Raw genomic sequence first — 16,020 nt, forward strand, 5'->3', positions numbered from 1 at the left:
CTTCTTCTACTACCTTTTGAGTTCCTTCCGCTTTGCTTAAGTCAGCTGAAATAAAGTGCAGTTTTTCGTCAGGCTTTTCAGGTGCATTCCTGGCTGTGATAATCACCCTGGCACCTGCCTGGAGTAATCGTTCGGCAATGGCTTTTCCTGCTCCTTTTGTGCCACCTGTTACTAAGGCAGTTTTGCCGGATAACTCGTTATTGAAATTAACTTGATGTTCCATGTTCCTCAATTTGTTATGTACAAATATGAGGTGTAGGTGTAGTTGCTACAAGTACGGAAAAACGAATTGCATAGGGACAATTTTATCCCATATTGCACCATTCGGACCATTGGTGTAGTTTTATAATATGTATGAAAGAAAAATACCACCGAGCCTGAATTGTGCCTTGACCTGATTGGGGAAGTGCTTTACGGCAAATGGAAAATCCGCTTGCTGTGGTTCATCAATGAAGGCAACAAACGACCAAGTGAGCTGCAACGAAAGATTCCTGATGCTTCACGCAGGCTGTTAAACATGCAGTTGAATGAGTTGCAAGAGCACGAATTGATTACAAAAGTCATTTATCCTTTTGTCCCGCCAAAAGTAGAGTACAGCCTGACTGAATTTGGAAAATCCTTGATTCCAGTCATAGCTGCCCTGGGACAATGAGGAGGTAAACACCAGGAGCGATTGCGTTCAGCTATTTTGAAGCGAGAAGAACAATCTGCAAGTAAGTAGAAAGCTTTTGCTTGATATGTTGTATTGGATATCTCCCTACAGTCAGTATCCTCGTTTGGGTGATTAGTAGCAGTAACGTTCAATGCTCTTTAACTGCCCAAATAATTTCGCTTCGGGGGCCAACTGGCAGTGATTTTGGCTTTTTTCAATTCATAAAGCAGGAAGATTACAACTTTCAAATTACGATCGTCTCATAGGCCACATTGGACATAAGGGCATTTAAGTCGGTCGTAATATTTCCTATAACAGGCTTCAGTATAGCATATACAGCCCTTGCTATATTTTTGTTGTTGGTGTTAGAGCCTGTCTAAATTTTCAATCAGCACCTAAGCCACATTTTTAGCCTAAAAAAATTCCACTGGAAGCTTCCTGTCAGTTTTGTAAAAATCTGCCTTTAGGCTGCCCCTCTCCTATTTTTTTGTGAGTAATTACAAGTAATGTATAGCTAAGTTTCTAGAATTATTTAGGGATAGACAGGTAATATTAACAATCACAAATACAAGAAGTAGTGATTCAAAATAATCTAAAATGTAAATTAACTCTGAGATCGAATTTTCTTTACCCGCTATAGCAGCATGATGTAAACCTTTCACATTTTACGAATATAACCTTGTTTATTTACCTGGGAATGTAGTTCACAAATTGTATAGGATTCGTACTATTGATGTATTCCTCAATATTGGTGTACCCATCTTTGTCTTTATCCCCTGCCGCGTCAAGGGGGTTCTCCGGCTCCAGTCTATATTGAATTTCCCAGGAATCAGGCATGCCATCACCATCCATATCTGGCAGGGGTGCTGCTGAGGGGTAAGTAGCAAAGCCACTATTGGGCCAACTATCGGGTGTTGCCGGAACAGCCCCTGTCCCCTCACGAACGGTGCGTGCTACGTATTGTGTTATTTTATCCCGGACCGGCAGATTCGCACCACCCTTGGTTAGTACCAGCTCATAGGCCTCCTGTGGCGTATGGGTGGTTAGCGGAAATGAAGCAAAAGGCACGGGCATCAAAGTTTCGCTTAGGACTTTCACATCAGCCAAAGACCTGGCCGGCATGTTGTTGTTTTCCGCATAAAACTGGGCAAAGCGTGACTCACTTTGAAAGCCCCACTTCCAGGCCTTCAGCCTCGGGGAATCCGGTCCTTCCTTCTGCACATTGCCTATGTAATTTAAACGAATATAGTCGTTAGGGCTGCCGTATCCTGCTCCTCCGTAGTTGTATAAGACATTATTCCGGTAGTCCAAAGAAAGCATTTCTGCACGTATGTTCCGACGTTCACAGTGTGCAATGAGATTGTGGTGGAAGGAAACCCAACCCCAACCATTGGCTGCAGCTGCCATGGAGTGGTTGCCTTTCTCATGGGTAGATTGGGTGGGTGCTCCGTAAATGTAGCTCCACTGCACTGTAGAGGCTAAGCGGGCGTGTGCTCCATAAAAATTCAGGATCTGATCATTTGCATACGCCACTTCACAATGATCCACCATTACATTCATTCCCCTGATATCCAGCCCGTGCGTCTGGTCGCCCAGCACCCGCCGCTGTGCTCCAGGACCTTTGGTTTCACCTACACGAATGCGAAGGTAGCGCAGCACTACATCATGTGTCTGAATATCAACACCCCAGTTGCGCAGCTGAACTCCACTACCGGGAGCGGTATTAGCCGCTATGGTTACATAAGGATTTTTAATAACGAGCGGCGCTTTTAATTCAATGGTTCCTGAAACAGCAAATACGATTACTCTCGGACCTTTTGCCTCCACGGCCGCCCGTAAACTTCCGGGAATTAGCGCTTCTTTTGGAATCATGGGGTAACCAGGCAATCTTGGCTTACCTTCCTCTGAATGCTCCTTGCCCAAAGCATCAACATAGGGCACCCACCTTCCTTCACCTAAGGTCCTGGCATAAGCACTCGGCTGCCCCAGCAATCCCTCTTCCCGCCCAGGCCGGTCCTCAGGCAGGTAATCTTCCAGGGTATTTACAACATACACTTTTCCACCCCTACCGCCAGGTGTAAAGCTACTGTAACCATCGGCGCCGGGAAAAGCAGGAATGTGCTCATCAAGCATACTGGCAATGGGCTCCTCCGGCTCCAATGTTAGCTGTATGTATACCGAACCATTGGCAGAGCCACTGAAATCGCTATAGGTGAGCAAGGTACCTCCTGGCAGACGATACTGATGGGTGGCAGGATGATGGAAGGGCAACTTAGTAGCACCGTAGCTTTCCAGCGCCTCCACCACTCTTGTGACTGCACTAAAAAGTGGTGCCCGAATGCTATCATCAAGAAAAGGAAACTGATCTTTACCTTTTTCAGCGGCTGCCAATGCTTCCACACGGCCGTGCTGCATGTCGTAACGAACAGGGCGGCCAATATGCAGTATGATTTTAGGCCGAGCAGGATCAAAAACATAATACTCCAGCTCATACGCCAGCTGGTCGAACACCGGAAGCCCCTGCCATTGACTACCTTTTTGCACAGCGTACAATAAGGGATATGCTGCTGAACCCTGCACCAGCTGAAGTTCTTTTGGAAACAGCACTTCTTTTAAACTTGCAGGAGTCTCCTGCCAGGAGTCATCCATGCTTAGTAATGTTGCCAGTAGCGGAAACTTGCTGATGTGCGGGATGGCATTAACAGCTGCCGGAAACTTAGCCTCCAGCGCCTGTTGCTGCTGTGCCGCCACCGGTACAGCCAGCAACATCAGCAAAGCAACGATCAGTATGTTTTTGATATCCTTAGGCATTCCTGGTATTCTCTTTTAGCTGCTGCTTTGCTATTTCCATCTTGTTTTTCACTGCCAGCTTACGCCTTGCTGCAGGTTTTTTGCCTGCTGCACCTGCCTCGCCGCATTCTTAAAATTACTCCTTTGCAGCTGCACGTTTTGTGTTAATTCACCCAGCACCCGCACCACTGATGTTGAATCCTGATTCTGGTGATAGGCTAAACCACTTACCTCCACATTACGGCTGTTGTAAATGGTTAATGCAGCTCCCTTTTCTGCCAGTACTTTAACATTTTTCAGCTTTATGCCATCGGCATCAATAAGGGTAATGCCATTCCTGGCTTCCAGCACTGCATTTTCCAGGCTTACATTTTGTAGATTCATTTCGGGGAGCCCCTGAAAAAAAGCAGCTGTTTCAGTGCCGGTAGCTGTTATGTTTTTCATATAAATATTTCTGAAAGAGGGCGTTTCTTCTGTTACGGGCACAGCTTCTTCTGTTCTTTCAGCAACCGCTGCTCCTTCGTCCAGCCTGGGTGGCGTTCCTCCATAAAACATATTGAAGCGAATCGCTTCTGTAGGAATGTTAATCATGTTGATATTGGAAATCCAGATGTTCTCCACTACCCCTCCCCGCCCGCGGGTGCTTTTAAAACGAAGGCCTACATCAGTGCCGATGAAAGTGCAATTGGACACATGCACATTGCGAACGCCTCCAGACATTTCGCTGCCAATTACAAAGCCGCCGTGCCCGTGGTACACAACGTTATTCTTCACCACCACATTTTCGGTGGGCATTCCACGCCTGCGGCCATCTATATCCTTGCCAGATTTAAAGCAGATAGCATCATCTCCAACATCAAAACGATTGTTGTAGATGAGTACACTCCTGCAGCTCTCCAGGTCGATGCCATCACCATTGTGTGCATACTCCGGATTCTTCACCGTCAGGTTCCGGATAATGACATCTTCACACATCAGCGGATGAATATTCCAGGCAGGTGAATTCTGAAAGGTTGGGCCATCGAGGAGCACCTTTTTGCAGCCTATCAAGCTTACCATTACCGGCCGGAGAAAATCTTTTATGGCCTCGTAATCTTCTTTGGCTGGCAATTCCGGCACATTGGTTTTGCTCATCAGTTTGCCCTTTTTAAAGTTTTCTGTCGGCACCCAGGTGGGGCCACGGTCTTCCATCACCAGGCCACCGGAGCGGACCTTCTTTTGCCATTCACGCTCTGTTAACTGCGATTTATTGACGGCGCGCCAGGCATGTCCGGAGCCATCAAACACGCCCTTTCCCGTAAAAGCTATATTTTCAAGGTCTTTCCCATATATGGGTGATAAGCAGCGATAGGTGTCCAGGCCCTCGAAGCTGGTTTCTATGACTGGATACTCCTCGCGGTCTGTGCTGAAAATCACCAGCGCCCCCTCTTCTGTATGGATGTTGATGTTGCTCTTCAGGATAATGGGACCTGTTAGCCAGATGCCACTGGGAATCAGCACCTTTCCCCCTCCTGCCGCTACTACCGCATCGATGGCCTTTGTAATGGCCTGAGTATTTTTTGTAATACCATCGCCTACAGCGCCAAAATCTGTAATGCTTACTGTATAATCGGGAAAGCTGGTTTCTTTAACACGCGGCATGTTAAACTCAACCCCTTCGTACACCCAGGCCTCTGTGTTGCCTGTAGCCGGTGCAGCAGGCACTGCAGGTGTGCTGGTGCTGGCTGTATTGGCAGGTGGTGTTTGTGTGGTGCCTGGGCTTGGCTTCTGTGTCTGGCAGGCATACTGGAACATTCCAGCAAAGGCCATGGCCATCAAAAGTCGGTTTGAAGAAATCTTCCTGTCAGTCATATTCATCCAGTTTTCAGTTCTTTGTTAGTTTGGTAGATTCAGGATGGATCCTGAACCAGTCGAAATCGGCATAGCCGGCATCGTTGATCTTATCGGGGCGGGTAGCAAAAATGCCTACCTTGGCACCAATCCAGCGGCCTACTGCTGCTGTAAAAGGCTTGCCTGCTGCTTTGTACCTGCTGCCATCCTGGCTGTAGCTAAACTGGCATTTAGCGCCTTTATCAACCTTTACCCGCAGGTATACCTCATTTCCTTCTAGTTTCCCCAGCAGCTCCTCTTTTTCGGGTGTGCCTTTATCTGCATTTGCCACAGTGGTGTAGGCCAGGTATACGCCATCTGCTTTGCTCACCAGCGCCAGGTGGGCATAGCTCTCGCCCATCACCAGCAGGCCCACCCGTTCGTTCGTCAGCTTTTCGTTGGGCTTAAAGCTAAGCTTGGTGGTGGCAGTGAACTCCTCTGCCGGAAACTTCTGCAAGAGCAGGTTAGGCACCTCCCAGAGGTTTTTAGCATCTGCAGGCATCTGGTCGGTAAACAGCCGCAGGTAACCTTTAGGACCGGCGGTAAAAGCCCAGGTAGCTTTGGGATTGGCATGCCACTGCCACTGCAGCCCAAGGCTGTTCCCGTCGAATTCATCAGATTCTGGCGGTGTGGCAACAGGGTAGCTTTTTCCCACATTTGGCTTTTTATAGCTCATTACCGGCTGCCCTTTGCCATCACCATCTTTATCTTCACCAATCACCGGCCAGTCGTTTACCCACTTCATTGGCTGCAGGTGCACAATGCGGCCATAGGCGTCTTTATCCTGGAAGTGCACGAACCATGACTCTCCGCTTTCCAGTTCTACCAGACCTCCCTGGTGCGGACCATTGATGGAGGTATTGCCCTGGTCCATTACAATACGCTCCTCATAAGGGCCATAGACGTTCCTGGAGCGCAGCACCAGCTGCCAGCCGGTAGAAACACCACCCGCCGGGGCAAAGATGTAGTAATAACCGTTGCGCTTATAAAACTTTGGACCTTCCACTGTTGGATGTGCTACATGCCCATCAAAGACCATCGTGCCCTCATCCAGCAGCTTAGTACCATCGGGGCTCATCTTGTTAACCACCAGTATGCTTTTGATGCCTGCCCGGCTGCCGGCATAGGCATGCACCAGGTAAGCCTTTCCGTCTTCATCCCAGAGCGGGCAGGGATCGATGAGCCCCTTTCCGGCCTGCACCAGTACAGGCTCCTCCCAGGGGCCAGCCGGATCTTTGGCTTTTACCATGTAGATGCCAAAGTCAGGATCGCCCCAGTAGATGTAGAACTCGCCCTTGTGGTGGCGAATAGCCGGCGCCCATACGCCATTGCCATGCTGTGGCTTGGAAAAATGCTCCAGGGGTACCTGCTTGTCTAAAGCATAGCCAATGAGCTGCCAGTTCACCAGGTCCTTTGAGTGCAGAATGGGCAGGCCTGGTATGGCATTAAAGCTGGAGGCGGTCATGTAAAAATCATCACCTACTTTGCAGAGATCAGGATCAGAATAATCAGCATGCAGTATGGGATTCCTGTAGGTGCCGTCTCCCTGATCTGCCACCCATACGCTGGAAACAGAAGTACTTTTCTTGCCTGACTGCTGGGAATAACCAGCGGTTGCCGTGAGCAGAATGGTCAATAGGATTGGCAGGCTTTGTCTGATCATGTTTAGAGTTTTTAAGGATGAACAATCAAATAGGCTTCCTATTCCGGAAATAACCCTTGCTGGTTGTTTCCTTTGGATAGAAAGCACTTCTCTCCTATTTTGCGATAAGGGTGTAGCTTTCGCCCTTTTCAGTTTCCAGGTCATATTCAAACACTTCTTTAAGCGCAACCCCATTCTGTACTGGTCCTTTAACAAGAGGGGCTTTGATGGCTGCTACCTGGTAGAATAGATTTGGATTTTCACCATTTGCTGACACTAGTGTACCACCCCCTTCTAAGGTGAGGGGATGATAGGACCTGATTCTAATATTACCGCCCAGTTTTGAATGTAACATCATGGTTTTGATGGTACCCCCTTCCCAGTTTATGTCAACTTCCACACCGCCCCTTGCCATCAATCCTCTTACCTTTCCTCTAGGCCAGGCATCTGGTAAGGCAGGCAGCACGTGGATGGCGCCATCGTGGCTTTGCAGCAGCATTTCTGCTATGCCGGCAGTACAGCCAAAGTTGCCATCTATCTGGAAGGGCGGGTGCGCATCAAAAAGGTTGGGATAGGTACCGCCACCCTCTCCCTTTTCCGCATCCCCGGCAGGCGTAAGCTGGTCCTGAATCAGTTTATAGGCCCTGTTGCCCTCCAGCAACCTTGCCCACAGGTTTACCTTCCAGCCCATCGACCAGCCGGTAGATTTATCACCACGTGCCACCAGGGATGTTTTGGCTGCATTAAATAACTGCGGATGGCTGTAGGGCGAAACCTGATTACTCGGATACAGGCCATAAAGGTGCGAAACGTGCCGGTGCTTATCATCTTGTCTGTCCCAGTCATCCATCCACTCCTGTAACTGCCCCCATTGTCCTACCTGCATAGGCGGAAGACGATCTAACTTTTCCTGTACAATATCAACCATTGGCTGATCAGCCCTAAGTGCCTGGGCTGCACGAATAAAGTTGGTGAAAACATCAAATACCAGTTGATTATCCATGGTGGTACCGGCGGCAATGCTTACCCCACTCTGGTGTGAATTTTCCGGAGACATGGAGGGTGCCACCACCAGCCATTTATTGCGGGGCTCTTCCTGCAGTACATCCACATAAAATAGTGCTGCATCCTTTAAAATAGGGTAAACCTCCTGCAGAAAGTCCTGGTCTCCTGTATACAAATAATGTTGCCATAGATGCTGCGAAAGCCATGCACCCCCCATGGGCCATAAGCCATAAAATGCGCCATCTACCGGACCAGAAATACGCCACTGATCGGTATTGTGGTGAATATTCCAGCCCCTTGCTCCATACATCTCCGAAGCACTTTCCCTGCCGGTTTGGGATATATCCCTGATCAGGCTAAAGAGTGGCTCATGCATCTCCGGCAGGTTGGTGACCTCGGCAGGCCAGTAGTTCATTTCAGTATTGATGTTCACCGTGTATTTGCTGTCCCAGGGCGGTGATACCTTATCGTTCCAGATGCCCTGCAGGTTTGCGGGCTGTGTGCCTGGCTGCGAACTGGAGATCAGCAGGTAACGGCCAAACTGGAAATACAGGGCTGCAAAATGAGGATCATTGGCAGAGGTAAACTCTGCCAGGCGTACATCAGTAGGTTTTTGAATAGAATCGGTAATGCCCAGGTAAAGGGACACCCGATCGAAAAAATTACTATAGTAGTCTACATGCGCTTGTTTAGCCCCGGCATACTCCTTTCCAGTGGCAGCTGCTAAGTGCTTCAGCGCCTTTTCTTCTGCATTACCATTTAAGCCTTTATAGTTATTGAAATTGGTACCAATGGAGATGTATAAAGTTGCTGCATCTGCAGCTGTAACCTGTAGACCACTATTATTTGCCGTGATAGATCCGCCCTCCAGTTTTGGCTCAACAAGGGCATGAAACTGTACCCTTCCTGTTTTATTGTCGTTACTGCCGGAGGTACCAGTGAGTACCAGTCGATTGTTTTGGGTAGTAACGCTATGCTTTTGTTGTGGACTGTCTGCCCCAAGATTGAAACTGATGCTCCCGGGTTTATCGGCGGTGAGCCTGACCATAATTACATGATCAGGAAAAGAAGCAAACATTTCCCTTTTGTAGGTAACCTCACCTACCTTATAAGAAACCGTGGCTACTGCCTTACTAATGTCCAGGTCGCGGTAATAATCCCTGGCTGCCTCATGGCCAGGAAATTCCAGGAATAGGTTTCCCACCGGTTGATAAGGCATGCCATAATTGTTGCCGGCAGCAGCGTGGCGGGGAATTTTTGCATTTGCCAGCTCCTGTGCCTCCTTGTGTTTGCCCTCAAAAATCAGCCTGCGGATCTCCGGCAAAAATGCTTTCACGGCAGGGTCTACATTATTGCCCGGCTCGCCTGCCCATACGGTTTCTTCGTTTAATTGTAACTGTTCCCTTTCCGGTCTTCCAAAAATCATAGCGCCCAAACGTCCATTACCGATCGGCAAAGCCTCATTCCATTCAGAGGCAGGTTGCTGGTACCAGAGTGTCATGGGTTGTATTATATTCTCCTGCGTTTGTTCTTTGGTGGGAACATTGCAGGCAGCCAGCGAGGACAAAAGGATCAATACAGTTAAAATGGTTTTCATCAATAAGTTGTATAAGTAAAAAGACTACTATTACTGTATGCTTGAAAAAAGCATTCGGGCAAATCTAAAGCTCCAGACAATGGAAGATGTATCATTATACTAAAAGTAAGGCATGTTCAGGCTATCTGTAATAACTTCCATCTGATGCGGTAAAAGGTGATGCTCAGGAGCAAAAGGCAAAGAAAAAAAGTAAATACTAATCGCCAGGATTATACCCGGCGATTAGTATTTGAACCAAACCAACCAGAGGTACCTTAATTCCAGCCGGGGCTTTGAGCAACCCCTGTTTCTTTATTGATTTCGGAGCGTGGTATAGGTATCCAGTAGAAACGGTCTTCCCATTGAGGCCGCTCAATCAAAACCTTGTCTATAAACAACAGTGAATTATCCGGCATCCTGAAAATATCAACGCCTCTCAAATTTTCAGACTCAACCTCGGGAGCAATTTTCCACCTGCGTACGTCAAAGAACCTGTGCCCCTCAAACGCTAACTCTATTCTTCTTTCGTGACGTATTCTGTCTCTTAGCGCATCTCCGCTGATGTTATCGGCCAGGGGAGGCATACCTGCTCTGGCCCGAACCAGGTTTACATATTCCTTTGCAACAGCTTCATTGCCCAGCTCAAACATGGCCTCTGCATAGTTCAGGTAAATTTCACCCAAGCGGAAGAAAATCCAGGGCTGTGGATAGCGTTGATCCCGGCTGATCACCAGATCTCTGTCAATAAATTTCTTAAGACTGTAGGAGGTTCTGGAATTATCACCATTCACCTTATAGTTATCAACGCCTACTACTCCGGTCAGTATAGGATTGCCATTGGCATCCAGTCCGGAGCTTTCCTGGGTAACATCATACTCAGGACTGGCAATGCCACGGGCTTCCGGACGGAACACATCTCCGTTATAAATGATGGTTTCATAGAAGCGTGGGTCACGGTTAGCATAAGGATTTTTTGGATCGTAGCCGGAATCCGGATTGATGGAGCCATCGGCGTTGAAGATCAGTTCACCATTCGCCATCTCATAATCATCTACCAGATTTTGTGAAGGAGCATTACGTCCACCCCAACCGCCATAGCCTCCATAGGTATGGTTGGTATTGATAAATGTAACATCATGCCCTGTGGTGCTGTTAAAAGTCCGGGCAAAAATAATCTCCGGGTTTACATCCAGAAAAACATCTGTGTAAGGAGTAACCAGGGAATACGTGCTTAAATCAATTACCGCTTTTGCTGCGTCTGCAGCCTTTTGCCATAGCTCGGTGTCATGTGAGGGATTGGTTAACTCACTGGCGGCGTAAAGGTACAGCCTGGATTTCAAGGCCATCGCGGCATGCTGGGTAGCCCGCCCGAAATTAGCGTCACCCGGCCCAATGTATTCAGGCAGGCCTGGCGTGGCTGCATCAAGTTCCTCAATGATGTAGTTTAGCACCTCCTCGTAACTTGCCCTGCTGAAAGAAGCTTCCTCTCCCAGCTGATACACTTCATCGACGATGGGTACGCCTCCGTAGCGCCAGAGCAGATTGGAATAGATGAATGCACGAACGAATTTAACCTGTGCAGTGAGAGCCGCTTTTCTTTCTTCAGCAACAGGAGAGCTTTCAATATTTTCTAAAAAAACATTGGCCCTGCGGATAAACTGGTATCCTCTTTCATAATAGTTGATCCAGTTACTGGCTTCTCCATAGTTTTGAATATTGTCCGGGTTCCATTCCCCTCTTAACCAGGTATTGTCTCCATAGGCTTCGTCGGTGTATTTAGACCACATGTGCCGGCTAAAACCATGGGGTATCGCTTCATACATCCCATTCACATAGAGTTCAATGAGTGCTGCATCATTCCAAACCTGATCCTCCACCACCCGGTCCCTTGGGGTGATGTCCAGGTAATCTTTATCGCAGGCACTAAGCAGTGCTGCTGATAGCATTAAAACTTTTATATAATTTTTCATAGAGCGCATCATTTAGAAAGTTACATCAACTCCAACATTGAAGATTCGGATCTGGGGGTAATAGTTGGCATCGGTCCTGGTAGAGTTTGGATCGCCGCCATCTGCCCTGCCTTCGGGATCCATGAAGTCCAGTTTACTGAAGGTGAGCAGGTTATAGCCACTCACATACAGGCGCAGGTTATCGATTTTAGCCTTGGATGCCAGTGATTTAGGGAAGTTGTAGCCTAATTCCAGGGTTTTAAGCCTTACAAAAGCAGCACTGTAGAGGTTAAACTCGCTGAACTGGGCAAAATCTCCGCCTGCCGAAGGCATGGTACCATCTATATTATCCGGTGTCCAGCGATTTTCAGCCCTTACCACAGCGGCATTGCTTTGCCCGCCCAAACCTGTAATACCCGGGAAATAAACCGCATTGCTCTGGCCCTGGAAGAATGTTGTGAGGTCAAAAGATTTGTAGGCGAAGCTTAGATCCAGGCCATACACAATTTCCGGGGTGATGGACTTATCCAGCCTGTACTGATCGTCCGCATTGATTTCGCCGTCACCGTTTAAATCAACATATTTGAGGTCTCCGGGCTTGGCATTCGGCTTGTGCACAGAGGCTTCAATCTCTTCCTGTGTTCTGTAAATACCATCAGTAGGCCATACTAAAGGTGATCCGATTGGCTTATCGGTCAGGTTCTGATAATCTTCACCGGCAGGTACCTCATCAAAGAATACATACTTGTTACGGGCAAACGAAACATTGCCCCTGGCCCTATAGGTAAGGTCTCCCAACTGGTGCTGGTGCGATAATGTTAACTCAAAGCCATGGTTATCTACTTTACCAATGTTTTCAGGAGGCAGGCCAGGGAATCCGTAGGTACTTGAAATACTTAACTGGCGCTGCGCCAGGATACTGGATCTTTTTTGTGAGAACACATCAAATTCAACGCCCAGCTTGCCCTTCCAGAAAGAGGCGTCAAAGCCGGCATTCAGGGTTTTAACCACCTCCCAGGTATAATCCAGATTTGGAAGAACTCCAGGCGTAAGGCCGAGTACATCATTGCCGCCAAAGGTATAGGCATTACGGATAGAGTAAGTACTTAGGTAGGCATATGCATCATTGATGTTGTCGTTGCCCAACTCCCCGTAAGAAGCACGCAGCTTCAGGTAATCAATTTTGCTGATATCGCGTAAGAAGTTTTCTTCTGAGATTCTCCAGCCAAGAGACACGCCGGGGAAGAAACCATAGCGGTCTTCTTCAGGGAAAATGGGAGAACCATCGTACCTGAATAAAAACTCTGCCAGGTATTTTTCTCTATAATTATAATTCACACGGCCAAAGTAGTTATCCCTTCTGGTAATAAAGGATGATCCGCCTGTGCTCTGGTCGGACAGGCCTGTTCCACCAAAATTGATATCTGTTAAAGCTGTTGTGGGGAAGTTTCTTCTGAAAGCCATGGTGGAATTACCCTGCGACTGAGCCCGTTCCCCTCCCAGCATAAGGTTCATGTTGTGGTCTCCAAAAGATCTGTCATAGTGAACCCGTAGGTTATAGGTCGATACAAATGACCTGCTAAATTCATCTCTGACGGTTGGCGTGGCGTAAAAATTAGATCTTATTTCATTGTATTCGCCAGATACAGCATCATACTCCCAAAAACTGTAGGGCTTCTGGAAGGTCTTATTAAAATTGTGGGTAAAGTCGTAGCTGTAGGAACCGTTGAATGACAGACCTTCTACGGCTGGCAGCTCATATTTGAAGGCAAGCGTTGATTGAATAGGAATGCTCTCCTGTTCTAGATAGCCTACCTGGTCTCGCAACAGGGGATTTTCTCCAAAACGTCCTGCGGCAATCAAACCATTCGGATACCTGGCATGCAAGGTTGGCGGGGCTGAAAGAATGTTCACAAAGTTTACCCAGGTACCGGTAGAAGGATACATGCGTTCTTCTAACTGGCCTGCCAGGTTAAGTGAAAGGGTAAAGTTGTCAAAAATCTTTGCATCCAGGTTTGTTCTAAGGTTATACTGCCTGTAGTTGGTAGGATTGTTTTTGAAATGCCCATCCTGATCTTGCGCGCCAAAAGATACAAAGTACAGAATGTCGTCATTACCACCGGTAACCGATAGGTTCATCTTGTTTTGCAGCGACCAGGGCTTCAGGGTTTCGCCTACCCAGTCTGTATTTGGGTGTGTAAGCGGAGATGAGCCATCGCGGTATTTTTGGATATCTTCATCGGTATAGGTTACGGTGGTGGCACCATTTCTTATTTCGGCTTCGTTCATCGCCTGGGCATAGGTAGCAGCATCCAGCACTTCGAGCATTCTGGTGGGCTGGCTAAATCCCTGGTTAAAGCTAAGGCTAAACTGGGGCTTACCCTGTATACCGCGTTTTGTTGTAACCAGAATAACTCCATTAGCCGCTCTAGCTCCATAAATGGCTGCCGACGCATCTTTCAGTACGGTAATGCTTTCTATGTTTTGGGGATCTATCCGTCCCAATCCCTGGGTAGGTCGCGGAACACCATCAATGACCAGCAGCGGCTGGGTGTTACCAAAGGTGCTTCTGCCCCTGATCAGGATTTGTGCATCATCGCGTCCGGGCTCTCCTGTTGCATTTGTGGCTATGACACCCGGAAGCCGGCCCTGTAGGGAGTTAGTAACGTTCAAAGAAGGATTTTGCTCAATTTTTTTACCGGATGTGCTCACCACCGATCCGGTTACGGTCGCTTTCTTTTGCTCACCATAACCAACCACCACTACTTCCTCCAGTGCCTCTACATCTTCGCTAAGTTTTACATTGATGACAGACCGGCCATTGACCGGAATCGTTTGCGAAATAAAACCAACAAATGAAAATGTAAGGGCATCATTTGCATTAGGTACGTTTATGCTGTACTTGCCATTACTATCGGTAACAGTACCAATGTTAGTACCCTCTACAATGACGGTAACGCCAGGTAAGGGATCACCAGCAGTTGCATCCGTGACAGTACCTGATACCGCAACAGCCATGGGTGCTATTTTGGAGTTGCGTGCATCTCCATCGATTGCGAACAGGGCGTTTAAAGTAAGCACCTGTAGAAAAAGCACAATAAGAACAGACCTCTTCAGCAGACGGGGCCGTTGACATAGTAGTGGAATTTTATTCATGATATTCTTGAGTTGATTGTGACAAAAATTGACTTACTCGCTGCGATAAGGATAAATATCCATGCGGATAAACCGTAAAACCTGCTTCTGCTATAGTTGCATATCTAGAAGCGCCTTGCTGTGTGCAAGCATCCAGATTCAGCTGCTGTGGCAAAAGGCAAAAATGAGTCCTTTCACAGTACTTAAGTATTGTTACCATAGCTGATATCGCTGCCCTGACTCCTTTGATTACTCTCTTCAGCTGGCGTATGCACTGAACATATACCAGGGCAGGCCTTTACCCTTTGATAGTTCTGTTCATACCGCTGGGATTAACTGGTAGAGCTCTTATTCATATAATCAATGATTTAGTTATTCAAATTCTACTATTGCTTTAATGATCCCACTGGCTGATGCATCGAGCCAGTTTTCGAATTCCAGTGCCACCTTACCAAAACCTACCCGATGGGTGATGTAGGCTGTAGGGTCTATCTCACCCCTTTTCATGCAGGCAATTACCCATTCAAAATCTTCACGTGTTGCATTGCGGCTGCTCATCAGCGTAGCTTCTCTTTTATGAAATTCAGGGTGGCTTAGCTGAATAACATCTTTCTGTAAGCCCACCAGCACGTAACGTGCACCATGCGACATATACTGGAATGCTCCGTTGATGGCTTTCTGGCTCCCCGTGGCATCGATCACCACGGCTGGCATATCGCCACCTGTTATTGCTTGCAGTAATTCAGCTACCTCCTCTGTAGCTGCGTTGATGGTGTGTTCTATGCCTAGTACATCCCGGCACAAGGCAAGGCGGCCACTGTTTATATCCAGGGCAATTACATGAGCGCCGGCTATACGGGCAAACTCCATGATACCCAAACCAATGGGCCCGGCACCTACCACCAGCACAAATTCACCTGCGGATACCTGCGCCCTGCGTACCGCATGAGCACCAATGGCAAGGGGCTCCACAAGGGCAAGGGCATCATAACTTAGCCCCTCTCCGTGCACCAAAGAAGCTGCAGGTACAGACAAATATTCTACCATGCCGCCATCAATGTGTACACCGCAAACCTTAATGCTGCTGCAGCAATTTGGCTTTCCCGAGCGACAGGCGATGCAGCTGCCACAGCTGTAATAGGGAATGAACGTAACTGCCTCTCCTACCTTGAAGCCAGGGGCTTCGTCAAACTCAACCAGCTCACCAGATAGTTCATGCCCTAAAATGCGCGGATAGGTAAAGAAGGGCTGGGTGCCTTCATAGGCATGAAGATCTGTTCCACAAATGCCCACCCGCTTCACCTTAATAATCGCCCTTCCCTTTCCTGCAAGAGGTTTTTCGCCTTCGCTGTAAGCAAACATTCCGGGGGTTGTACAAACGAGTGTCTTCATAGTGCGAAGT

9 protein-coding genes are annotated in these 16,020 nt (G+C 47.9%); 1 reads left to right on the forward strand and 8 read right to left on the reverse strand.

Annotated features, from left to right (window positions below; genetic code table 11):
• Positions 1-223: SDR family NAD(P)-dependent oxidoreductase (locus KWJ01_RS02785; RefSeq protein WP_224994822.1), on the reverse strand; the 223-nt coding region annotated here is incomplete at its 3' end.
• A gap of 159 nt (positions 224-382) precedes the next feature.
• Between KWJ01_RS02785 and KWJ01_RS02790 the strand changes: the two genes are divergently transcribed.
• On the forward strand, positions 383-652 hold the full coding sequence (locus KWJ01_RS02790) for a helix-turn-helix domain-containing protein (RefSeq protein WP_224994824.1): 270 nt from the start codon (positions 383-385) through the stop codon (positions 650-652).
• Between the two features lie 687 nt (positions 653-1,339).
• On the opposite strand, the gene KWJ01_RS02795 is transcribed toward KWJ01_RS02790, so the two are convergent.
• The 7 genes from KWJ01_RS02795 to KWJ01_RS02825 all read right to left on the reverse strand — a co-directional run bounded on the left by KWJ01_RS02795 (position 1,340) and on the right by KWJ01_RS02825 (position 16,010).
• On the reverse strand, positions 1,340-3,463 hold the full coding sequence (locus tag KWJ01_RS02795; RefSeq protein WP_224994825.1) for a hypothetical protein: 2,124 nt from the start codon (positions 3,461-3,463) through the stop codon (positions 1,340-1,342).
• Between the two features lie 48 nt (positions 3,464-3,511).
• Positions 3,512-5,293: a glycoside hydrolase family 28 protein gene (locus KWJ01_RS02800; protein ID WP_224994826.1), complete on the reverse strand. Its 1,782-nt coding sequence runs from the start codon at positions 5,291-5,293 to the stop codon at positions 3,512-3,514.
• A 13-nt stretch (positions 5,294-5,306) separates the two neighbouring features.
• Complete coding sequence (locus tag KWJ01_RS02805; RefSeq protein ID WP_224994827.1) at positions 5,307-6,974, reverse strand: glycoside hydrolase 43 family protein; 1,668 nt, start codon at positions 6,972-6,974, stop codon at positions 5,307-5,309.
• A gap of 94 nt (positions 6,975-7,068) precedes the next feature.
• Positions 7,069-9,555 (reverse strand): glycoside hydrolase N-terminal domain-containing protein, encoded by a 2,487-nt coding sequence (locus tag KWJ01_RS02810; RefSeq protein ID WP_224994828.1) that lies wholly within the window; start codon positions 9,553-9,555, stop codon positions 7,069-7,071.
• Between the two features lie 254 nt (positions 9,556-9,809).
• Positions 9,810-11,504, reverse strand: coding sequence for a RagB/SusD family nutrient uptake outer membrane protein (locus KWJ01_RS02815; protein WP_224994829.1), 1,695 nt, complete (start codon positions 11,502-11,504; stop codon positions 9,810-9,812).
• Between the two features lie 12 nt (positions 11,505-11,516).
• A complete protein-coding gene (locus KWJ01_RS02820; protein WP_224994830.1) occupies positions 11,517-14,639 on the reverse strand; it encodes a TonB-dependent receptor in 3,123 nt (1,040 codons plus the stop codon).
• Between the two features lie 351 nt (positions 14,640-14,990).
• On the reverse strand, positions 14,991-16,010 hold the full coding sequence (locus tag KWJ01_RS02825) for a zinc-binding alcohol dehydrogenase family protein (protein WP_224994855.1): 1,020 nt from the start codon (positions 16,008-16,010) through the stop codon (positions 14,991-14,993).
• Positions 16,011-16,020: the final 10 nt, after the last annotated feature.

The organism is Cesiribacter sp. SM1 (assembly GCF_020178975.1).
Taxonomy (GTDB): Bacteria; Bacteroidota; Bacteroidia; order Cytophagales; family Cyclobacteriaceae; genus Cesiribacter.